Source organism: Enterobacter sp. PL1 (genome assembly GCF_945957325.1).
GTDB lineage: Bacteria > Pseudomonadota > Gammaproteobacteria > Enterobacterales > Enterobacteriaceae > Enterobacter > Enterobacter roggenkampii.
On the sequence record NZ_CAMFKT010000019.1, the window covers coordinates 85,118 to 106,836 of the forward strand.

The 21,719-nt window shown below is 55.7% G+C and carries 18 protein-coding genes, 1 tRNA gene and 2 pseudogenes; 7 read left to right on the forward strand and 14 right to left on the reverse strand.

What is annotated here, in order from left to right; all coding sequences use genetic code 11:
- Nucleotides 1-78: 78 nt before the first annotated feature.
- Nucleotides 79-1,257 (reverse strand): MFS transporter, encoded by a 1,179-nt coding sequence (locus N6P30_RS17170; RefSeq protein WP_023294135.1) that lies wholly within the window; start codon nt 1,255-1,257, stop codon nt 79-81.
- Nucleotides 1,258-1,464: 207 nt separating this feature from the next.
- Nucleotides 1,465-2,682: a beta-ketoacyl-ACP synthase I gene (gene fabB, locus N6P30_RS17175; protein WP_008502605.1), complete on the reverse strand. Its 1,218-nt coding sequence runs from the start codon at nt 2,680-2,682 to the stop codon at nt 1,465-1,467.
- Between the two features lie 158 nt (nt 2,683-2,840).
- Here fabB and mnmC point away from each other — a divergent pair, with 158 nt between their 5' ends.
- A complete protein-coding gene (mnmC, locus tag N6P30_RS17180; RefSeq protein WP_023294136.1) occupies nt 2,841-4,838 on the forward strand; it encodes a bifunctional tRNA (5-methylaminomethyl-2-thiouridine)(34)-methyltransferase MnmD/FAD-dependent 5-carboxymethylaminomethyl-2-thiouridine(34) oxidoreductase MnmC in 1,998 nt (665 codons plus the stop codon).
- 97 nt (nt 4,839-4,935) lie between these two features.
- Here mnmC and N6P30_RS17185 read toward each other — a convergent pair whose 3' ends face one another.
- From N6P30_RS17185 to prmB, 6 genes are read right to left on the reverse strand one after another with little or no spacing between them, the layout of a single operon-like run.
- Nucleotides 4,936-5,211 carry a YfcL family protein gene (locus N6P30_RS17185; RefSeq protein ID WP_008502607.1) on the reverse strand — a complete coding sequence of 92 codons (276 nt, stop codon included), beginning with the start codon at nt 5,209-5,211 and terminating at the stop codon, nt 4,936-4,938.
- Nucleotides 5,212-5,224: 13 nt separating this feature from the next.
- A complete protein-coding gene (locus N6P30_RS17190) occupies nt 5,225-5,770 on the reverse strand; it encodes an elongation factor P hydroxylase (protein WP_023294137.1) in 546 nt (181 codons plus the stop codon).
- Nucleotides 5,770-6,579: a sulfite exporter TauE/SafE family protein gene (locus N6P30_RS17195; protein WP_021241577.1), complete on the reverse strand. Its 810-nt coding sequence runs from the start codon at nt 6,577-6,579 to the stop codon at nt 5,770-5,772. The genes N6P30_RS17190 and N6P30_RS17195 overlap by 1 nt, the downstream gene beginning before the upstream one ends.
- Entirely contained in the window at nt 6,579-7,403 is an 825-nt protein-coding gene (gene mepA / locus N6P30_RS17200) for a penicillin-insensitive murein endopeptidase (RefSeq protein ID WP_023294138.1), read from the reverse strand. Before mepA ends, N6P30_RS17195 begins: the two co-directional genes overlap by 1 nt.
- A gap of 2 nt (nt 7,404-7,405) precedes the next feature.
- Nucleotides 7,406-8,491: a chorismate synthase gene (gene aroC / locus N6P30_RS17205; protein ID WP_021241578.1), complete on the reverse strand. Its 1,086-nt coding sequence runs from the start codon at nt 8,489-8,491 to the stop codon at nt 7,406-7,408.
- Nucleotides 8,492-8,551: 60 nt separating this feature from the next.
- Nucleotides 8,552-9,484 (reverse strand): 50S ribosomal protein L3 N(5)-glutamine methyltransferase, encoded by a 933-nt coding sequence (prmB, locus tag N6P30_RS17210; protein WP_008502612.1) that lies wholly within the window; start codon nt 9,482-9,484, stop codon nt 8,552-8,554.
- A 145-nt stretch (nt 9,485-9,629) separates the two neighbouring features.
- Here prmB and smrB point away from each other — a divergent pair, with 145 nt between their 5' ends.
- A complete protein-coding gene (gene smrB / locus N6P30_RS17215) occupies nt 9,630-10,181 on the forward strand; it encodes an endonuclease SmrB (protein ID WP_008502613.1) in 552 nt (183 codons plus the stop codon).
- Nucleotides 10,182-10,227: 46 nt separating this feature from the next.
- Here smrB and sixA read toward each other — a convergent pair whose 3' ends face one another.
- From sixA to N6P30_RS17235, 4 genes are all read right to left on the reverse strand, one after another.
- A complete protein-coding gene (gene sixA, locus N6P30_RS17220) occupies nt 10,228-10,713 on the reverse strand; it encodes a phosphohistidine phosphatase SixA (protein WP_014884683.1) in 486 nt (161 codons plus the stop codon).
- Nucleotides 10,714-10,922: 209 nt separating this feature from the next.
- On the reverse strand, nt 10,923-13,070 hold the full coding sequence (gene fadJ, locus N6P30_RS17225) for a fatty acid oxidation complex subunit alpha FadJ (RefSeq protein ID WP_023294140.1): 2,148 nt from the start codon (nt 13,068-13,070) through the stop codon (nt 10,923-10,925).
- Nucleotides 13,070-14,380 (reverse strand): acetyl-CoA C-acyltransferase FadI, encoded by a 1,311-nt coding sequence (fadI, locus tag N6P30_RS17230; protein WP_023294141.1) that lies wholly within the window; start codon nt 14,378-14,380, stop codon nt 13,070-13,072. Before fadI ends, fadJ begins: the two co-directional genes overlap by 1 nt.
- Before the next feature lie 278 nt (nt 14,381-14,658).
- Complete coding sequence (locus N6P30_RS17235; protein WP_023294142.1) at nt 14,659-14,943, reverse strand: YfcZ/YiiS family protein; 285 nt, start codon at nt 14,941-14,943, stop codon at nt 14,659-14,661.
- A gap of 372 nt (nt 14,944-15,315) precedes the next feature.
- Here N6P30_RS17235 and fadL point away from each other — a divergent pair, with 372 nt between their 5' ends.
- On the forward strand, nt 15,316-16,599 hold the full coding sequence (gene fadL / locus N6P30_RS17240) for a long-chain fatty acid transporter FadL (RefSeq protein WP_008502618.1): 1,284 nt from the start codon (nt 15,316-15,318) through the stop codon (nt 16,597-16,599).
- Between the two features lie 44 nt (nt 16,600-16,643).
- On the opposite strand, the gene mlaA is transcribed toward fadL, so the two are convergent.
- The gene (mlaA, locus tag N6P30_RS17245; protein ID WP_008502619.1) at nt 16,644-17,396 is read right to left on the reverse strand and encodes a phospholipid-binding lipoprotein MlaA; all 753 of its coding nucleotides are present in this window, start codon (nt 17,394-17,396) and stop codon (nt 16,644-16,646) included.
- 315 nt (nt 17,397-17,711) lie between these two features.
- On the opposite strand from mlaA, the gene N6P30_RS17250 reads away from it, so the two are divergent.
- The 4 genes and pseudogenes from N6P30_RS17250 to N6P30_RS17265 all read left to right on the forward strand — a co-directional run.
- The gene (locus tag N6P30_RS17250) at nt 17,712-18,641 is read left to right on the forward strand and encodes a formate/nitrite transporter family protein (protein ID WP_008502620.1); all 930 of its coding nucleotides are present in this window, start codon (nt 17,712-17,714) and stop codon (nt 18,639-18,641) included.
- Between the two features lie 75 nt (nt 18,642-18,716).
- Nucleotides 18,717-18,791, forward strand: a tRNA-Arg gene (locus N6P30_RS17255).
- A 175-nt stretch (nt 18,792-18,966) separates the two neighbouring features.
- Entirely contained in the window at nt 18,967-20,166 is a 1,200-nt protein-coding gene (locus N6P30_RS17260) for a tyrosine-type recombinase/integrase (RefSeq protein ID WP_007851503.1), read from the forward strand.
- 233 nt (nt 20,167-20,399) lie between these two features.
- Nucleotides 20,400-20,798 (forward strand): annotated as a pseudogene (locus N6P30_RS17265) (Arm DNA-binding domain-containing protein); the annotation flags it as partial.
- A 1-nt stretch (nt 20,799) separates the two neighbouring features.
- Here the strand turns inward: N6P30_RS17265 and N6P30_RS17270 are convergent.
- A pseudogene (locus N6P30_RS17270) lies at nt 20,800-21,705 on the reverse strand (IS3-like element ISEc52 family transposase); the annotation flags it as partial.
- Nucleotides 21,706-21,719 lie beyond the last annotated feature (14 nt).

Sequence of the window (21,719 nt, forward strand, 5' to 3'; positions counted from 1 at the left end):
TGGCGCTGCGCTTACCGGGCCTACAACGGCTTGAACCGTAGGCCGGGTAAGGCGCAGCCGCCACCCGGCAACAACGACTCACGTTCTGCGAAACACCACCAGCGTCACCACGATCCCCACCACCGCGGAAACCGCACCGGCCAGGAAGACGGACGGATAGCCAAACGAGGTGGCTAACAGCCCGGCCAGCGGCCCGGTTACCCCGTATGAGATATCCTGAAACGCCGCATAGCCGCCGAGCGCCGTCCCGCGCACCTGCGGAGCCACGCGCTTCACCACTTCAACGCCCAGCGCTGGGAAAATCAGAGAACAGCCGCAGCCGGTCAGCGCCGCACCAAGCAGCGCAACGGATGCCACGGGTGCATTCCACAACAGCAGAAGACCGATGGTTTCAATGACCAGCGACGCCACCGCCACCTTCACGCCGCCAAAGCGATCCGGCATCCAGCCGAAGAAGACGCGCATCAGCACAAACGCGCCGCCAAACGCGGTAAGCGTAAAACCGGCCATCGCCCAGCCGCGGCTCATAAAATAGAGCGAGACGAACGTCCCAATCACCGCAAAACCCACGCCCTGCAGCGCCAGACCCAGGCCCGGCTGCCAGATTTGGCCGACCACGCTCCACAGGGAAGGACGCTCGCCTTTGTGCGCAGGCACCTTACGCACCGAGCCGTTAAACGCCCATGCCACCAGCGGCAGCGCCATGGTGGTGGCAGCCAGCGCCGCAAAACCGAACTGGCTGTTGATCAGCAGACCAAGCGGTGCCCCGGCGGCCAGCGCGCCGTAGATGGCCATGCCGTTCCAGGACATCACCTTGCCGGAACGTGCTGGCCCTACCAGCCCCATTCCCCAAGTCAGGGTGCCGGTCAGCAGCTGGCTTTCACCGAAGCCGAGAATTAAACGGCCCAGCACCAGCAGCGCAAATTTATACGCCGCGTCGACCGGCAGAACAGCCGCCAGCAGCCATGCGCCGCCCGCCAGGCCGCAGGCAAACATGCCCTGCAGCGCCGAACGTTTGGCACCGTGCTGGTCCGCCAGCCGTCCGGCGTAGCCGCGGGTTAAAACCGTCGCTAAAAACTGGATACCCACGGCAATGCCGACCATGGTGTTGCCATAGCCCAGCTCCTGGTGTACGAACAGCGGGATCACCGGCAGCGGCAGGCCAACGGTCATATAGGTCAGGAATACCGCAAAGGCGATACGGAACAGCGAGACGTTCGCTGAAGGGGTTGTTTCTGTTTGAGTTACTGCAGTCATGCTTTACTCCGAAATGAAGAGTAAGGCGGGGAAATGCCACGCCCCCTCTACCTGATTATCAGGATTAAGGTGCGTTGGTTGACGTTAAACGCTTACGCATTATCGTGAGGATAATGTTGAGTGGTGAAGTTTGCCTGTGAGATCAGCCGCTTGTCAATGCATAAAAAAGGGAGCCTTATGGCTCCCCTTTCGAATCAAACATAAAACTTATGCTTTCAGCTTACGCATGACCAGCGTGGCGTTGGTGCCACCGAAACCGAAGCTGTTGGACATGACGGTAGTCAGCGTCGCGTCCGTTGGTTTGGTCACGATGTTCAGGCCAGCAGCCTGCTCGTCCATCTCTTCGATGTTGATGCTTGGCGCGATAAAGCCGTTTTCCAGCATCAGCAGAGAGTAGATCGCTTCCTGTACGCCAGCCGCACCCAGAGAGTGACCGGTCATGGCTTTGGTCGCGGAGATTGCCGGGCTGTTGTCGCCGAAGACTTCACGGATCGCACCCAGCTCTTTCACGTCGCCTACCGGCGTAGAAGTACCGTGAGAGTTCAGGTAGTCGATTGGGGTGTCAACGCCGTGCATCGCCATCTTCATGCAGCGCACCGCGCCTTCACCGGATGGCGCAACCATGTCGGCGCCGTCAGACGTTGCACCGTAGCCCACGATCTCAGCGTAGATGTGCGCGCCACGTGCCAGCGCGTGCTCCAGCTCTTCAACCACAACCATACCGCCGCCGCCCGCGATAACGAAACCGTCACGGTGCGCATCGTAGGTACGGGAGGCTTTGTCCGGGGTCTCATTGTACTTGGTGGACAGTGCGCCCATCGCGTCGAATTCACAGGCCATTTCCCAGCCCAGCTCTTCGCCGCCGCCAGCAAATACGATGTCCTGTTTACCCAGCTGGATCTGCTCAACAGCGTTACCGATACAGTGTGCGGAGGTCGCACACGCGGAGCTGATGGAGTAGTTCACACCGTGGATTTTGAACGGGGTCGCCAGGCACGCGGAAACCGCAGAACCCATGGCTTTCGTGACCACGTACGGACCTACCGCTTTCAGACCACGCGGGCTACGCATGGCGTCAGCACCGAATACCTGCGCTTTAGATGAGCCGCCGGAACCGGCAATCAGACCCACGCGCGGGTTGTTCTGATAAACCTCTTCACTCAGGCCAGAATCTTTGATCGCTTCCTGCATGGAGAGATAAGCATAAATAGAGGCATCGTTCATGAAACGAACCACTTTGCGGTCGATCAAACCGGTGGTGTCCAGTTTGACGTTACCCCATACGTGGCTACGCATACCTGAATCTTTAAACTCTTCAGAGAAAGTGATCCCGGAGCGTCCTTCACGCAGAGATGCCAGGACTTCCTGCTGGTTATTACCGATGCTGGAAACAATGCCCAGGCCAGTAATCACTGCACGTTTCATTCAATACCTCTGTAAGTCGCACTATAGTAAGTTTCGAGTCGCACAATAGCGTACACTTGTACGCCGAACAAGTCCGATCAGACATTTTCTGCGGAAATTTGCACCGATGGACTCACATCGTTAAGATCGTGCCACTGCCTGTCAGACGAGTAACTTACGTGAAACAAAACGCTATACAACCCGCCAACCTCGAATTCAACGCTGAGGGTACACCTGTTTCCCGAGATTTTGATGACGTCTATTTTTCTAATGATAACGGACTCGAAGAAACTCGCTATGTTTTCCTCGACGGAAACCAGCTCAGCACCCGCTTCCCGGCGCACCCGCGGAGCCTGTTTGTGGTCGCGGAAAGTGGATTCGGCACCGGTCTGAATTTTTTAACCCTCTGGCAGGCGTTTAATCAGTTCCACGCTGCTCACCCTGAAGCTACGCTACAAAGATTACATTTCATCAGTTTCGAAAAATTCCCGCTCACCGCGCACGATCTGCGGCTTGCCCACCAGCGCTGGCCGGAGCTTGCGCCCTGGGCAGAACAGCTTCAGGCGCAGTGGCCGCCCCACATCGGCGGCTGTCACCGTCTGATGCTGGACGGTGGACGCGTCACGCTGGACTTATGGCTCGGCGACATCAACGACCTGACCGACAGGCTCGATGATTCGATGAATCAGAAGGTCGACGCGTGGTTCCTGGACGGTTTTGCCCCTGCCAAAAACCCGGACATGTGGAGCCAGCATCTGTTTAACGCGATGGCGCGACTGGCGCGCCCTGGGGCTACCCTTGCCACCTTCACCTCGGCGGGCTTTGTCCGCCGTGGGCTGCAGGAGGCGGGCTTTACCATGCAGAAGACCAAAGGCTTTGGCCGCAAGCGCGACATGCTGGTCGGCAGGATGGAGCAGACGCTGGACATCCCCGCTCAGACGCCCTGGTTTGCGCGCCGCGCCAGCGCATCGCGCGACGTAGCGATCGTTGGCGGTGGGATCGCCAGCGCCCTGCTCTCTCTCGCGCTGCTGCACCGGGGCTGGCAGGTGACGCTCTACTGCGCTGACGAGGCGCCCGCCAGCGGCGCGTCCGGCAACCGCCAGGGCGCGCTTTACCCGCTTTTAAGCGCACACGATCCGGCCCTGTTCCAGTTTTTCCCCGCGGCCTTTACCTTCGCCCGCCGCCTGTACGATGCCCTGCCGGTAACGTTCGACCATGACTGGTGCGGCGTCACGCAGCTCGGCTGGGATGAGAAGAGCCAGCAGAAGATCGCGCAGATGCTGTCGCTGGGCCTGCCGGAAGAGATTGCCCGCGCGGTCAGTGCGCAAGAGGTGGCGGACACCGCTGGCGTAGAAACCGGGTGTGGGGGCATTCAGTACCCGCTCGGCGGCTGGCTGTGTCCGGCTGAACTGACCGCGGCGGTCATTGCCCTGGCGCAGTCGCGCGGGCTGACGACGCATTATGCCCACAAGGTGGAATCGCTCAGCCGGAAAGAACGCTGGGATCTGCGTTTTGCTGATGGCAAGGAGGCGAGCCATGCCAGCGTTGTGCTGGCCAACGGGCATCACATCAGCCAGTTTATCCAGACAGCAGCGTTGCCGGTTTATCCGGTCGGCGGCCAGGTAAGCCATATCCCCACCGCGCCTGCGCTCGGCAAACTGCGCCAGGTGCTGTGCTATGACGGCTATCTGACACCGCAAAATCCGTCTAACGGCCATCACTGCATCGGGGCCAGCTATCATCGTGGCGAAACGGATATGCGCTATAGCGAAGCGGATCAGGCGCAAAACCGCCAGCGCCTGATTGACTGTTTCCCGGATGCGGCGTGGACGAAAGAGGTTGACGTCAGCGAGGGTGACGCGCGCTGCGGCGTGCGCTGTGCCACCCGCGATCATCTGCCGATGGCGGGCAACGCGCCGGACTATGACGCGACGCTTGCGGCCTATGAAGATCTGGCTGAAAACAAGGAAACGGCGGTGGCCGCACCGGTGTATCCGGAGCTGTTTATGCTGGGCGGGCTGGGTTCCCGTGGGCTGTGCTCCGCGCCGCTGCTGGCTGAAACGTTAGCCGCGCAAATGAGCGACGAGCCAATTCCGCTGGACAGGGTTACGCTTGCGGGACTGAATCCGAATCGCTTGTGGGTAAGGAAACTGCTGAAGGGGAAAATGGTTAAGTAAGGTGCGGTCTGGTGCCCTCACCCTAACCCTCTCCCACAGGGAGAGGGAAAATTAGTAGGCCCGGTAAGCGCAGCGCCACCGGGCGAAAAACAATGACTTAGCGTTTAGCCTGCTGGAACAGGTTGTCCCACATACCCAGCACCAGTGACTGGTCGCGCGGAGAGAGCTCCCCGGCCTGAATGGCTTTCTCCAGACTGCGGGTCACTTCCTCATGAACAGCGTCGGCAGAGTGATCGTCACCTGCTTCCAGCTCGGCTACCGCGAGCGTCAGGTGACCACGCAGATAACCGCTGGCGAACAGCTCATCATCGCTGGCGTGTTCCACCATGTCATCAATTAACGCCAGAATGCGTGATTCAAATTCTGCGATCATCTTCTTTCCTCTGTTAAAGATCTTCCGGCCAAGGGAAGCTTTCCGCCGCAATCGCCGGCGTGTGGTAATAATTCTGTAAGGCCTCGATCAGGCGCGCCGGACGTGCCGGGATGCCTTTCTCAAGGTATTCCATCACCTGCGCATGCACGCGGCGCTGGAAGACAATACGGTCTGGCTCGAAGTCGCTTTCGAGGTTGTCGCAGCTGACGTTGAACGGGAAACCCGCCGCCACGCAGAACAGCCATTCCAGCGCCTGCGGCTTCACTTCCACATCCTCAAACTGCCCCTGCGTCGCGGCGTCTCGCCCGTCCGGGCAATACCAGTAACCGAAGTCCACCAGCTCGCGACGCGCTTTTCCGGCGATGCACCAGTGCGAAATTTCGTGCAAACCGCTGGCGTAAAAGCCGTGGGCAAAGACGATGCGGTTATACGGAACCTCGTCATCAGCAGGAAGATAGATCGGTTCGTCGTCGCCTTTAATCAGACGGGTATTAAAATCGTCAGCAAAACAGCCGTCAAAGATCTCAATCAGCTGTTCATATTTATGCGTACTGTTCATTAGTGCATCCCCAACCAGGTGAGGATCTCCTGTCCATGGCTGTCATAAAGAAGTTTGGCGCTCATCACCGCCGAGACGATAACGATCATCGGACGGATCAGCTTTTGCCCTTTGCTTAATACAAGACGCGAGCCCGCGCGCGCGCCCAGGAACTGCCCTGCCATCATCACAAACCCGGTTGCCCAGATAACCTTGCCGCCAATGATAAACAGCAGCAGGCCGCCGACGTTCGAGGTCGCGTTGAGCACTTTGGCATGGGCGGTCGACTTGGCGAGGTTAAACCCGGCCAGCGTCACGAACGCCAGCGCGTAAAACGAGCCTGCCCCCGGGCCGAAGAAACCGTCGTAAAAACCGACGCAGCCCCCGGCAATCAGCGCAAACGGCAGGCCGTGCAGACGACGCTGACGGTCTTCCTCGCCGAGCTTCGGCATCAGCAGGAAATAAAGCCCGATGCAGATGACCAGAACCGGCAGGATCTGGCGCAAAATATCCGACTGCACGTGCTGAACCAACAGCGCGCCCGACGTGGAACCGATAAAGGTCATCAGGATATTGAGCTTCTGGTCGGCCAGGTTCACCACCTTGCGGCGGATAAAATAGAGCGACGCCGAAAGCGAGCCGCCGCAGGCCTGTAGCTTGTTAGTGGCAAGCGCTTGCGCCGGGCTCATGCCCGCCGCCAGCAGCGCGGGTACGGTTAATAGCCCGCCGCCGCCCGCAAGGGCATCAATAAAACCGGCCAGCATAGCCACAAAGAACAACACCACCAGCAGCAGCGGTGACACCATAAACAGATCGACGAAATTATCCATTAAAGTACATGCTCATCCAGTAGCGCCTGGCAGGAAGGCGGCAACGGAGGCGGTGTCTTCTTCTCAGGCTTAGAGGTTCCAGGTTTTGCCGGTTCAAACCAGCTTTGCAGTTCCGCACCACAGCCATCGCCTGGCGGCGGTAGCGGCTGATCTTCGCATTCCAGGCTGTTCGCCGGGCAGCGCAGACGAACGTGCATGTGCGCACGATGCTGGAACCACGGGCGCACTTTGCGCAACCAGTCGCGATCGGTTCCCTCATCGAGGCAGAGCTGTTGCTTGATAGCCGGGTTGACGAAGATCCGCGTGACGTTGTTATCTTTTGCCGCCAGCTTAATCAGGCTGAAGATATCCGGCGTCCACAGTGAGGGCACAACGCGCTTACCGTCGCTCGACACCAGATCCAGCGCCTGCGGTTTCAGCAACTGGGCTGAACTCCAGCGCGCTTTAGGCAGCTGCAGGAAGATATCGACATCCAGTCCGGTCTGGTGACTGGCGTGTCCACCGTTAAAACGCCCGCCCGCAGGCATCCCCATATCGCCGATCAGCATCGTGCCCAGCCCCAGATTATGCACCTGGTTTCCTAGCCGCTGGATGAACAGCACCAGATCCGGGTGGCCGAAGTAACGACGCTGGTCGGTACGCATCACCTGATAGGTATCCGATTGCAGCGGAAGTTCCTGAGCCCCCACGATACAGCCGTTGGAAAAGGCGCCGATGGACTGCGCGCTCCCCGCCACCGGATGGGTGATTTTTTGCCACGGCGTGGCGGCCAGACTGGCTCCACTGGCAAGCAGCGCCAGCAGAGCAATTGCGGTTTTTTTCATGTTTACCAGCGTGGAATGGTGGTCGTCACATCCGCATTCTGCGCGCGCTGGCGCAGGAAGTGATCCATCAGCACGATCGCCAGCATCGCTTCTGCGATCGGTACCGCACGGATCCCCACGCACGGATCGTGACGTCCTTTAGTGATCATCTCAACTTCTTCGCCATCGCGGTTAATCGTGTGGCCCGGCACGGTAATGCTTGAAGTTGGTTTCAGCGCGATATTGGCAATAATCTGCTGCCCGCTGCTGATCCCGCCCAGAATGCCGCCCGCGTGGTTGCTCTGGAAGCCCGCTTTCGTGATTTCGTCGCGATTCTGGCTGCCGCGCAGGGATACCACGTCAAAACCGTCGCCAATCTCAACGCCCTTCACCGCGTTGATGCTCATCAGCGCGTGCGCGATGTCGGCATCGAGACGGTCAAATACCGGCTCGCCCCAGCCTGGCGGGACGCCGTCGGCCACGACGGAGACTTTCGCCCCAATGGAGTCGCCCTCTTTTTTCAGACCGCGCATCAGTTCGTCCAGCGCGTCCAGCTTGTCGGCATCCGCACAGAAGAACGGGTTTTGCTCGACCTGATCCCAGTCTTTGATCGCCAGCGGAATGTCGCCCATCTGGGTCAGACAGCCGCGGATCACGATGCCAAATTTCTGCTGCAGGTATTTCTTAGCAATGGCGCCAGCCGCCACGCGCATCGCGGTTTCACGCGCGGAGGAACGTCCGCCGCCGCGATAGTCGCGGAAGCCGTACTTTTGTTCGTAGGTGTAGTCGGCATGGCCTGGACGGAACACGTCCTTGATGGCGCCGTAGTCCTGGGAGCGCTGATCGGTGTTTTCAATCAGCAGACCAATGCTGGTGCCTGTAGTGCGTCCTTCAAAGACGCCGGAGAGAATTTTGACCTGGTCTGGCTCGCGACGCTGCGTGGTGTAGCGAGAGGTGCCCGGACGACGACGGTCGAGGTCGTGCTGCAAATCGGCTTCGGTCAGTTCGATGCCTGGCGGTACGCCATCAACGATACAGCCCAGCGCCAGCCCGTGCGACTCGCCAAAGGTGGTCACGCGGAATACCTGTCCAATACTGTTTCCTGCCATCACGGCTCCGATGTTGTTGTTTGTGTTTGAGCGTTGTGAAACGGGCCGAAGCCCGCTGGATTAATCTTTATAGATGCTGAAGTGTTCGCGCGCGTCGAGCAGCTGCGCTTTGGTCAGCATAAAGACGCCGTCACCGCCGTTGTCGAACTCAAGCCAGGTGAACGGCACATCCGGATACTGCTCTATCAGATGTACCATGCTGTTGCCCACTTCACAAATCAGAACGCCGTCGTCGGTCAGATAATCCGGCGCGCAGGCCAGAATGCGGCGGGTCAGCTTCAGGCCGTCAGAGCCCGACGCCAGACCCAGCTCCGGCTCGTGGCGGTATTCGTTCGGCAGATCGGACATGTCTTCCGCATCGACGTACGGCGGATTGGTGACGATCAGATCGTACTGCAGCGTCGGCAGATCGCGGAACAGGTCAGAGCGAATTGGCGTAACGTGATGGATCAGGCCGTGCTCTTCAATGTTGTGCTCGGTCACGGCCAGCGCGTCGGTGGAGATATCAACCGCGTCCACTTCCGCTTCCGGGAAGGCGTAAGCGCAGGCAATGGCGATACAGCCGCTCCCGGTACACATATCCAGAATGTGCTGCGGCTGATGGCCGATCAGGCCTTCAAAGTGGTTGTTGATCAGCTCACCAATCGGCGAGCGCGGCACCAGCACGCGTTCATCGACATAGAACTCGTGGCCGCAGAACCAGGCTTTGTTGGTCAGATAGGCGACCGGAATACGCTCGTTCACGCGACGGATTACGCGCTCAACGATGCGGTGTTTTTCGCTCGAGGTCAGGCGCGCGGTGCGCATGTCTTCCGGAATATCCAGCGGCAGGTAGAGGGACGGCAGCACCAGCTGCACGGCTTCATCCCACGGGTTGTCGGTACCGTGTCCGTACCAGATATTGGCGGCGCTGAAGCGGCTAACCGACCAGCGCAACATGTCCTGTATGGTATGCAGCTCGTTTACTGCTTCATCGACAAATATTTTATCCACTCTTTCCTCCAGGGCATGCTCGCATAATTTTCGGCGGCTAGTTTGCCATGAAGACGGCGATAAATCAGCAATGACGCGTACCGCTTGAGGTTAAAAAATGCGTTTAGTCGGGTACACTATCGGAAATACGAGATGAGAATGACGAATGAAAAAGAAAACATCGCTCAGCGAGGAGGATCAGGCGCTCTTCCGACAGCTGATGACCGGGACGCGGAAAATCGCGCAGGACACGATTGTTCATCGCCCGCAGCGTAAAAAAATCAGCGAAGTCCCGGTCAAACGGCTGCTGCAGGAGCAGGCCGATAACAGCCACTACTTTTCAGACGAGTTTCAGCCGCTGCTTAATACCCAGGGCGCGGTGAAATACGTGCGCGAGGACGTCAGCCATTTCGAACTGAAAAAGTTACGCCGGGGAGATTATTCGCCGGAGCTGTTTCTGGATCTGCACGGCTTAACGCAAATGCAGGCGAAACAGGAGCTGGGGGCGTTGATTGCCGCCTGTCGCCGCGAACATGTTTTTTGCGCCTGCGTGATGCATGGCCACGGGAAACATATTCTCAAGCAACAAACGCCGCTGTGGCTGGCTCAGCACCCACACGTAATGGCGTTTCATCAGGCACCGAAAGAGTATGGCGGAGATGCCGCCTTGCTGGTGTTGATTGAAGTTGAGGAGTGGCAGCCGCCAGAGTTGCCCTGACAGAAGGGCGGGAAAGATATAGCACCCCGCCCTGTCACACGTCACGTCAGATCGCTTTTGCCATCTTCAGGTTGCACGGGCTCATTTGCCAGTTGAAGACCCCTTTGCCGGTTTCGTCGAGGGTGACGTTGGCAATCGCGGAAGTGGTGAACATAGGCGGCGTTTCGCCCGGGCACAGCTCAGATACCAGATAGCCGACCAGCGGCAGGTGGGAAATGACCAGTGCGGAAGCGACACCTTCATTGCACAGCGCCTGAAGATAAGCGCTGACAAGGCCGACATCACCGCATGGTGTCAGTTCGGGGAGAACATCCACACTGGACGGCAGGTTCATACACTCCCCTACCACATCCAGCGTCTGTTCTGCACGCAGGAACGGACTCACAAGAACGCGTTCAATGTCCACTTTTTGACCTTTAAGCCAGGTTGCCATCAGACGGGATTCGTCGCAGCCACAGACGGTTAAAGGACGTACTGAGTCACTGGCGGCATCGAGTGCCGCGTCGCCGTGACGCATGATGAAAACTTGCATATTGCACCGCTTTTGTTAACCAGAATCACCGGCGTTAACTACCCGCGATAAATGCTAAGAGGTAGAAAACCCGATGGCCGGGCATTGTGCCTGATCCATTCGATGAATGAAACGCTGTTTTTTACCTCAATGGCGTAAGTATAGTCAATCTCTGTTTACAAAATCGCCAGAACAGGTTCATTCACCTCAGGATTTACCCTTCTTTGACTTCAGTTTACGAAATCAGTTTCCCGTGCAGGCCAAAATGTCTGGCCCCGTTCCGCCATCTGCAATAATTCGTCACACGGTGTAAACCGTGGGCCATATTGCGAGGCCAGACGTTGCAAAATGGCAACCACTTCACCCGCGCCGAGTGTATCCATGTAGCGGAACGGGCCGCCAAGGAACGGCGGAAAACCAATACCAAATACCGCGCCGATGTCGCCATCGCGTGCGCTCTTGATCACCTGCTCACCAAAGCAGCGCGCCGCTTCATTGAGCATCATCATCACGCAACGTTCAGCGCACTGAACGGCAGACAGTTTTCCCTGACCGGTGGTCGAAATAAGCCCATAAACCGAAGGGTCGACCTGTTTCTTGCTTTTACGCCCTTTCGCGCCGTAAAGATAGAAACCGCGTTCATTTTTTCTGCCTTTGCGATCGTCCTTCAAAATTGCAGAAACAATGTTTGCAGGCGGGCTAAAACGATCGCCATAAGCCGCCTCCAGCACAGGTATAATTTTAGTGCCGGTGTCTATTCCCACCTCATCCAAAAGTTGGATTGGGCCAACGGGGAAACCAAACTTTACCAGCGCCTCGTCGACGTGCTCGATCTTCTCGCCTTCCGTCAGCAGCCGCATGGCTTCATTAATATAGGGCGCCAGAATACGGTTGACGTAGAAGCCGGCTTTATCTGCGACCACGATCGGCGTTTTACCCTGCTTCTTCGCAAGTTTGACTACCGTGGCGATGGTTTGCGGACTGGTGGTCGCGTGTGGAATAACTTCCACCAGCGGCATTTTTTCTACCGGGCTAAAGAAGTGCAGCCCGATCACCTGCTCTGGACGCGCGGCTTTCGCCGCGATATCGCCAATCGGTAATGACGACGTGTTAGAGGCAAAAATGGTGTGCGGGGCGCAATGCTGCTCAACGTCTGCCACCATCTGCTGCTTAAGCGCCAGATCTTCAAACACGGCTTCAATCACCAGATCGCGGTGCGCAAAACCGCTGTAATCCGTCGTACCGGAGATCCTCGCCAGGGTTTTATCACGCTCGCTTGCCTTGATATGGCGGCGTTTGACCTTTTGATCAAGGTTCTGCCAGCTGTACTGCAGCGCGTGGTTGATTCCCTTAGGGTTAATGTCTTTGATGCGTACCGGCAATTTGCCTTTGCTGGCGGTAACAAAAGCGATACCGCCGCCCATGAGCCCCCCACCCAGTACGCCAATGGCACGCAGAGGCGCAGGCTCCGCCTTGCTGCCGGGATCTTTTTTGACGTCAGTGCTGGCGAAGAAGATGCTGCGCAATGCCTGTGACTGCGGCGTCATCGCCAGTTCGCCAAAGGCTTTGGCCTCCGCGGCATAGCCGCTGCTGCTGCCCTGCGACAGCCCGGTTTCGATCACGTCGAGGATCCGCTTTGCCGCCGGGTAATTGCCTTTGGTTTTTTGTTCGGTCTTTTTGCCCACCATATTGAACAGGAGCGTTCTCCCCAGCGGACCGGCCAGCACGCGCTCGCGAACCGGCAGAGGACGTTTTGCCTGACGCCCTTTCAGCGCAAGCTCAACGGCGGCCTCCAGCAAAATGGACTGCGGCACGACGTCATCGACCAGACCGGCTTTCAGCGCCTGACGGGCACGCAGCTGTTTACCGGTTAAGATCATCTCCAGCGCCGTGCTGACGCCCACCAGCCGCGGCAGACGCTGCGTTCCGCCAGAACCAGGCAGCAGGCCCAGCTGCACTTCCGGCAGGCCCAGAATGGTTTTCGCATCGTCGGTACAGATGCGGCTGTGGCAGGCCAGCGCCAGCTCCAGCCCACCGCCCAGACACGCACCGTGGATCGCTGCGATGACCGGGATTGGGAGACTGTTGATCTCCGACATCACCTGCTGGCCCTGACGCGCCAGCTCTTCGGCTTCCAGCGCGCTTTGCGCCCGGGCAATCATGTTGATATCCGCCCCGGCGATAAAGTTGTCGGGTTTGGCAGAGATAAACACCAGGCCGCGAATGGCTTTGTTCTCGCGGATCTGCTTTAGCATCGCGCGCACCTGAACGCCAAATTCGGCCTTCAGGGTATTCATCTTTTCATCAGGCACATCAATAGTGATAACGGCCACGTTATCGAGGCGAACCGTCAGATTAAATGCAGATGGCATATCCATTATTCAGCCTCCAGAACCATTGCTGCGCCAAGGCCGCCCGCCGCACAGGCGGTAACAAGGCCAAACCCACCGCCACGGCGACGGAGTTCATGTAATGTTTGCGTGATCATCCTCGCCCCTGTAGCGGCAAACGGATGACCGTAGGCGATAGAGCCGCCCAGCACGTTGAATTTACTCTGATCCACTTCGCCCGTGGCATGCGCGCGGCCCAGCACATCACGTGCGAAACGCTCGCTTGCCAGCAGCTGGACGTTTGCCAGGGTTTGCGCGGCAAACGCTTCGTGCATATCAATCAGGGTTAAATCAGCCAGCGTCAGCCCCGCGCGATCCAGCGCCAACGGCGTGGACCATGCCGGACCTAACAGCATGTCCTGCCAGACGTCAATGGCGGTGAAGGCGTAGCTGCGTAAATAGCCCAGGGGAATAATGCCCAGCTCTTTCGCACGGGATTCGGTCATCAGGATCACGGCGGCAGCCCCGTCCGTCAGCGGCGTACTGTTCGCCGCCGTCACGGTGCCGTGCTTGCGGTCAAACGCCGGGCGCAGTTTGGCGTAATCCGCCAGCGTTGACGTGCCACGAATATTGTTATCTTCCGCAAGCGGTTCGCGATAGGGCGGAATATAGGCGGTCATGACCTCATCGGTCAGCTTGCCTTCCGACCAGGCTTTTGCCGCAAGCTGATGTGAACGATGCGCCAGCGCATCCTGCTGTTCACGAGTAATGCCGTAGGTTTTGGCCATCTGCTCGGCGGTGTCGCCCATGCGCAGGCCGGTGGAGTATTCCGCGACGGCAGGAGGTACAGGCATCAGGTCGCGCAGACGTAAACGCGAGAAGAGTTTGAGTTTCTGACCCGTCGTACGGGCTTTGTTGGCATCCACCAGGATGCGCGCCAGCTTTTTACTGACCCCAATTGGCAGTACCGAAGAGGAGTCCGCTCCACCCGCTATCCCGGCGCGAATGGTGCCCGCCATCAGGCTTTCGGCGACGTTAGCCACGGCCTGGAAACTGGTTGCGCAGGCGCGGCTGACGCTGTAGGCGTCGGTATGAACATTCATCCCGGTACCGAGGACGATTTCCCGCGCAATGTTGGGGGCTTCAGGCATCTGCACGACCTGGCCGAAGACCAGCTGTTCGATGACCTCCGGCGGAATTTCGCTGCGAGCCAGCATCTCCCCCACTACCATTTTCCCCAGGTCGACGGCCGGTATGCCATGAAACGCCGTTGCCTGACGCGCAAATGGCGTGCGCAATCCACTGACTATGGCAATGCGATCGCCCTGACGGGTAATAAGCGGTAATGCCTGACTCATAACACTCCCCTGTAAAAAAATATTCGCAAACACTAAGTGGTCTGACCTGATAATAGTCTTAACCATTTTTTTACATTCAGCCAATCGGGGAAACGAAAAAGTGCGAGCTAAAACACAGAGAAGAAAAAGAAAATGCCCCTGCATGGCATGGGCATTTGTGCGGTATGTTGCCGGGTGCGCAAGGTAAAAGCAAAACGGTAACCAGTAGGTTACCGTTTTTAATGCTTGCGCCCTCTCCCGTGGGAGAGGGTCGGGGTGAGGGCATCAGGCCGCAGAAATTAACGCAGACCCAGCTGGAAAATCAGCGTTTCAGCTTCACAGGCAAAAACAAAGTCGATGTCCAGCTTCACGCCGCCTTCCACTTCGGTAAAGGTCGACTTGATTTCACACGGATCGGATTCAACATCACGCGCACGCTTGCTCAGCGCGGCCAGGGTCTCTTCCGCTTCGGCGCGGTTGGTGAACACACGGCTGTAAGACGCGGTGCAATCGGAGTTGTCCATGATGGTGCCAACATCCATACAGCAGCAAACCGGGGTTTCATCAGCACTGCATTTACTCATAGCTCAATTTCCTCTGTATTCGCGCAGCGCGCGAGATAAACACGATGCTGATATTTTACGCCCCGGCGCGGGCTCTCTCCAGCCGTTAATGGCGCAAAATCGGATAAGTGACCAATATCACACTAAAAAATGATCTAAAACAAAAACCACCCTTTTGGGTGAGTCGCGATGGTCACAATTTTGCCAACCAGATCTCGTTTCACGAAACATGTTTGAAAATATTAATAAACAAACTTGCAACATTCAGGCTGGTCGGACCTATACTCTGGCCACTGGTCTGATTTGTCTGTCATACCTCAGACCCTACACTTCGCGCTCCTGTTACGGTATGTAACAATTATTGAATAAAAATAACTCAATGAGGTTATGGTCATGAGCCAGAAAACCCTGTTCAACAAGACTGCGCTGGCAGTCGCAGTGGCACTCGTCTCCACTTCCGCATGGTCAGCGGGCTTTCAGTTAAACGAATTTTCTTCCTCTGGCCTTGGCCGCGCGTATTCAGGGGAAGGCGCTATTGCTGATGATGCGGGTAACGCAAGTCGTAACCCCGCATTGATCATGATGTTTGATCGTCCGACCTTCTCTGCCGGTGCGGTTTATATCGATCCTGATGTCAACATTTCTGGCAAGTCGCCTTACACGGGTGCGAGCCTTAAAGCGGACAATATTGCCCCAACAGCATGGGTCCCTAACCTGCACTTCGTTGCGCCTATCAATGAACAGTTTGGCTGGGGAGCATCCGTAACCTCTAACTACGGGCTTGCTACCGAGTTCAATAGCAACTACCCGGCTGGTGAATACGGCGGTAAAACAGACCTTACTACGCTGAACCTTAACCTGAGTGGTGCTTATCGCCTGAACGACAACTGGAGCTTTGGTCTGGGCTTTGATGCCGTCTACGCCGATGCCAAAATTGAACGTTACTCCGGGGAGCAAACTGCTCGCCTGCCAAAAAACAGCAACAAAATTGCCAGCCTTGAAGGTGATGAGTGGGGCTATGGCTGGAACGCCGGTATCCTGTACGAGCTGGACAAAAACAACCGTTGGGGCCTGACCTATCGCTCCGAAGTGAAAATTGACTTCGACGGCGATTACAAGAGCGGCATCCTGAAGCCTGTGAACAACGTGGTTCCTGGTGCGGGTACCACCATTCCTTGGGGAACGTCAAACCAGACCGTTCCAGGTTCGCTGTCACTGCATTTGCCAGAAATGTGGGAAGTCTCCGGTTATAACCGCGTTGCACCGCAATGGGCGATCCACTACAGCCTGGCCTATACCAGCTGGAGCCAGTTCCAGGAGCTGAAAGCGACCGGAAGCAATGGTCAAACGCTGTTCTATAAGGACGAAAGCTTCCACGACGCTTATCGTATTGCGTTGGGTACCACCTACTACTACGATAAAAACTGGACTTTCCGCTCCGGTATCGCATTTGACGACAGCCCGGTTCCGGCAGACAAGCGTTCCATTTCCATTCCGGATCAGGACCGCTTCTGGATAAGTGCAGGCGCGACTTATGCGTTCAACGAGAATGCATCCATCGATGCGGGCGTATCTTATATGCACGGTCAGAAAGTGACGTTCCAGGAAGGCCCTTACGAGTTTACCTCTGAAGGTAAAGCCTGGCTGTTCGGTACGAACTTCAACTACGCGTTCTAATCGCGCAGGAATTGAAAAAGGTGAGCATTGCTCACCTTTTTTATTTACTCCGAATCGATATCTTTTAGTTCGTTCTCGATCGCCTTCGCGTTTGGATTCTCTTCCGGCTTCAGCTTACCGCCGTTGGCAATAAAGTCATGATTCTGGAAGTACGCTTCTCGCACCATAATATACGGGTCAGAAGACTGGCGCAGTAAGCCATCAGAGTCGAGCAGTTGCGCACGGGTTTCAATCCCTTCCACCGTCCATTTACCCACCGACAGCGGCCAGGTCAGCCACGACAGAACCGGATACAGCGTATCAACCATATCGCCGCCATCATCACGAAGGGTGAAACTACCGTAGAACGGTAATTGCATGTACGGACCGTACCCGACGCCATAATGTCCCATTGTGCTGCCGAAACGGTGCGGCTGCTCACGCTGCAGTTTCGGGTTCGCCATGCCTGCCACGTCAATAAAGCCGCCCATCCCCAGAATGGAGTTCAGGAAGAAGCGGGTAAAGTGCACCATCCCCTGATACGGGTCGCCCTGCAGGAAGTAGTTCACCATTACCGCAGGCTCTTCGAGGTTGCTGGTAAAGTTACTTAACCCGTTACGCGCGGGCTGGGGAACATAATCGCGCCATGCCACTGCCACCGGGCGAACCACATACGGGTCCAGCACGTTGTAGTTGAAGTTATACATGGAGCGGTTAAATCCTTCGAGAGGATCGGAGCGTCCCGTTTGCTCCCCGGAGCTGGCGCAGCCCACAAGCATCGTCGCGCCAAGCGCAAGCGCCGACAGCCGAAGTTTCATAAATATCTCCCTGTTCAGTATGGCTATCGTTGATTGCCATCCGTAACGGAGCCGTTGATGCTCCGTCTGTAAACGTGCAAGCGATTGTAACAGCACGTTTACCGATGTCTATGAGCACAATTACGGGCAGTAATCACCGTGACTCTGATCTCAGCATAGCCTGGCTTTTGGAATTCGTTTCGCTGGCAATTTTATAATGTCTTTGAAAGAGATGTATCACCTTTGTTGTCATTGCCGCCAATTTAAGAGCATCCCCACAGGCATCCCGATAAAAGCCGCTACGCTTAACAGAAAGATCAACCTCCGGGAGCAGATATGAAAGAAGTGGGCGAAGAAAAAATTGGCGAGAGCGATGAGGAACTTGAAATTGAAAGCGAGGAGAAAGCGCGTGGCGAGAAAATAGAAATTGATGAAGATCGCCTCCCTTCCCGCGCGATGGCCATCCATGAGCATATACGCCAGGACGGTGAAAAAGAGATGGAGCGCGATGCCATGGCCCTCTTCTGGTCAGCTATCGCCGCAGGGCTCTCAATGGGCGCATCTCTGCTCGCCAAAGGGATATTTCATGTTCAGCTGGAAGGTGTGCCGGGCGGTTTTTTACTCGAGAATCTCGGCTATACCTTCGGCTTTGTGATTGTCATCATGGCCCGCCAGCAGCTGTTTACCGAAAACACGGTGACCGCCGTTCTGCCGGTGATGCAAAACCCTACCCTCGGCAACTTCGGTTTATTGATGCGTCTGTGGAGCGTCGTCCTGCTGGGTAATATCATCGGCACGGGCATAGCGGCCTGGGCGTTTGAGTACATGCCGATCTTTGATGAACCCACCCGGGATGCATTTGTAAAAATCGGCATGGATGTGATGAAAAACACCCCGATCGAGATGTTCTCGAATGCCATCATCTCCGGCTGGATCATCGCCACGATGGTCTGGATGTTTCCTTCAGCAGGGAGCGCCAAAATTGTGGTGATTATATTGATGACCTGGCTGATTGCGCTGGCTGACACCACGCATATTGTGGTCGGTACCGTAGAAATACTGTATCTGGTCTTTAACGGTACGCTTCACTGGAGCGACTTTTTCTGGCCGTTCGCCTTACCGACACTAGCAGGAAACATCTGCGGCGGAACGTTTATCTTCGCGCTGTTAAGCCATGCCCAAATCCGTAACGACATGTCGAACAAACGCAAAGCGGAGCTTAAAGCGCGGGAAAATGATGATAAATCGACAAAAAAATCGTCCTGAATGGTGACTCTTTGAGCAGTCAGGCGGCGATGCGCTTAACGCAAAGTGTAAATGACGCTATACTCGTGCCGCCTCGTCCCCTTAGTTAAATGGATATAACGAGCCCCTCCTAAGGGCTAGTTGCAGGTTCGATTCCTGCAGGGGACACCAGATATAACTCTCCTGATGTCTACCGAATTCAATAAAAACCTTTTATAATCAGCCATAACTCCTCTTCTCAGGCTATGCGACGTCAACTGAAGTCTACCCATATCTACGTGAATCAATAAACGTTTGGGGGCCTAAGTGGGGGCTTATCCTGTTCAACGGAAAATGAGGCCCCCAAATGCCACTGAATGCTCGTCAGGTCGAGACTGCAAAGCCCAGAGATAAAGCCTATAAACTCGCTGATGGCGGAGGGCTCTATCTCATGGTCAATACTAACGGTTCAAAGTACTGGCGAATGAAGTATCGATTTGCCGGTAAAGAGAAAAAACTCTCGTTCGGAACCTATCCTGACATCTCACTTGCGGAAGCCCGCACTAAGCGCGATGAAGCGAGAAAAACATTGGCAAATGATAAAGATCCCGGTGAAGTTAAAAAAGCCGAACTACTTGCCCAAAAACTATCGGTTACGAATACTTTTGAAGCGATAGCGGTTGAGTGGTACAACGCAAAAGTTTCTGGCTGGTCAAAAAACTACGCTGACTATGTTAACCGGGCCTTCAAAAACAATGTATTTCCCTTTGTTGGATCGCAGCCGGTTAATGAGATAAAGCCACTGGAGCTTCTGTCTGTATTGCAGCGTATGGAAAAGCGAGGTGCGCCGGAGCTTGCCAGTAAAGTGCGCCAACGTTGTAGCGAAGTGTTCCGTTACGCTATTGTTACTGGCCGAGCCGAGTACAACCCTGCGGCTGATCTTGGTAGTGCTTTACAGGGGTACGAGAAACAACATTATCCCTTTCTTACTGCTGCTGAGCTACCCGAGTTTTTACAAAAGCTTTCACAATACACCGGCAGTCTAGTAACGCTTCTGGCGACCCGACTACTCATGCTTACGGGCTTACGAACCGTCGAATTACGTATGGCAGAATGGAGTGAAATCGACTTCGAAAACCATATCTGGGAAATACCGAAAAGTAGAATGAAGATGAGGCGACCCCACATAGTCCCCCTTTCTGCTCAATCCTTAGCAGCACTTCGGCAACTAAAGCAATTGACCGGTACTTACCAGTTTATCTTTGCAGGTCGAAACGATGTTAATAAACCAATGAGCGAAGCCAGCATCAATATGGTTATTAAAAGGATTGGTTACGATAAGAGAGCAACCGGACATGGTTTTCGTCACACCATGAGCACAATCTTGCATGAGGAAGGATTCAACACTGCTTGGATTGAGACCCAGCTCGCGCATGTGGACAAGAACGCGATTCGCGGGACCTATAACCATGCGCAGTATCTTGAAGGGAGGAAAGAGATGATGCAGTGGTATGGGGACTATTTGGATGGATTGCGATTGGATGGAAACGTTGCCAGAGTTAGTTAATGAAGAGCCGATTCGAGTTCGGCCTTCGGGCACCATCGGAACATCAATAGACGTCAACGGACGTCTTTTTTTGTGCCTAAAATCCAGTATCCGCAAGGCTTTCCTCGCTTTTTCACTCAACCTAAGTCAACCTGATTCAATCTACATCAACTTACTGATGCGGGTACAACTGCGGGTATTTCCCGGTTCGATAATGTTTGTACCCACACAGAACCCTTGAAAGGATACTCATCATGGCTCTGAGTGATGTGAAGGTTCGTTCGGCTAAGCCTGAAGCAAAAGCCTATAAGCTGACCGACGGTGAAGGCATGGTTTTGCTGGTTCACCCTAACGGCTCCAAATACTGGCGGCTACGTTATCGCTTTGGCGGCAAAGAGAAGATGCTGGCATTGGGGAAATACCCCGAAGTGTCGTTGGCGGATGCCAGGGCACACCGGGATGAGGCTCGTAAGCTTTTAGCTAATGGTGTCGATCCCAGTGAAAACAAGAAAGCTGTTAAGGTAGAACAGGAACAAGAGGCGATAACGTTTGAAGTAGTCGCCAGAGACTGGCACGCCAGCAATCAGAAGTGGTCGGCATCGCATAGCGCTCGTGTTTTGAAAAGTCTGGAGGATAATCTCTTTACTGTTGTGGTCAACTAAAACTGGCCACCGCGTTAGAGTTTTTCCAGTATCGGTTTTCTGATTCGTTTGGTGGTAACCCACCATTATATTCGTGCGGTCTTAGTGCGCTGTAATATCCAACGATATAGTCCGTTATTGCGTGAGCTGCATCGCTGAAGCTTACATAGCCCGTCGCTGGCACCCATTCGTTCTTCAGACTCCTGAAGAAGCGCTCCATTGGGCTGTTATCCCAGCAGTTTCCACGCCGACTCATACTCTGCCTGATCCGGTATCGCCACAGTAACTGCCGGAACTGCCTGCTCGTATAATGACTGCCTTGATCGCTGTGGAACATCACCCCGACGGGCTTACCACGGGTTTCCCATGCCATTTCCAGTGCTTTCATGGTAAGCCTGCTGTCCGGCGAGAACGACATGGCCCAGCCCACTGGTTTTCTTGCGAACAGGTCGAGAACAACGGCGAGGTACGCCCAGCGCTTACCCGTCCAGATATAGGTCACATCACCGCACCACACCTGATTTGGTTCCGTTACGGCGAACTGTCGCTCAAGATGATTCGGGATAGCAACGTGCTCATGACCGCCACGCTTATACCGGTGAGTCGGCTGCTGGCAACTGACCAGCCCCAGCTCTTTCATGAGTCTGCCAGCAAGTCAGCGCCCCATCTGGTAGCCTCTCTGGGTTGCCATTGTGGCGATGCTTCTTGCTCCGGCAGAGCCGTGGCTGATGCCATGCAGTTCAAGTACCTGGCTGCGTAATACAGCCCGTCTGCCGTCTGGCTTTTCAGGACGGTTTTTCCAGTATTTGTAGCTGCTGCGATGGACCCCGAACACATGGCAGAGAGTGGCCACAGGATAACGCGCTCTGAGTTTCCTGATTATCGAGAACTGTTCAGGGAGTCTGACATCAAGAGCGCGGTTGTAGATTCAAT